General features: G+C 70.7%; 1 protein-coding gene. It reads right to left on the reverse strand.

Annotated elements, in window-relative coordinates; genetic code table 11:
- Positions 1-291, reverse strand: a 291-nt coding sequence (locus IG90_RS0138865) for a helix-turn-helix transcriptional regulator (protein WP_030596230.1), incomplete at its 3' end; no start/stop codon positions are given.
- Between the last annotated feature and the right edge of the window lie 13 nt (positions 292-304).

Raw genomic sequence — 304 nt, forward strand, 5'->3', positions numbered from 1 at the left:
TTCGGAGGCCGGCGTCGGCATGCCCTCATCCAGCTCAGCGGCTTCGGGGAAACGCTCCGCGAGGCGCTTGAGCAGGTGAATGTAGGCAGTGCGCTGCGGACGCCGAGGGTTGCTCTTCCCCAGCTCCCAACGCACGACGGCGAGGCGCTTCACACCGACCGCGTCCGCGACGTCCTGCTGCGTGAGGTTCGCAGCGAGGCGCAGCTGAGCGCGCACGCGCGGCGGCGGCAGGACGTCGTCCAGGCCGTCCAGCAGGGCATCAACCCGCTTCAGGCGGTCCGGGTCGGACATAGCGCAGGCTCCC

Origin of the sequence: Streptomyces anulatus, from assembly GCF_000721175.1 — a bacterium.
In the GTDB taxonomy this organism is placed as follows: Bacteria; Actinomycetota; Actinomycetes; order Streptomycetales; family Streptomycetaceae; genus Streptomyces; species Streptomyces anulatus_C.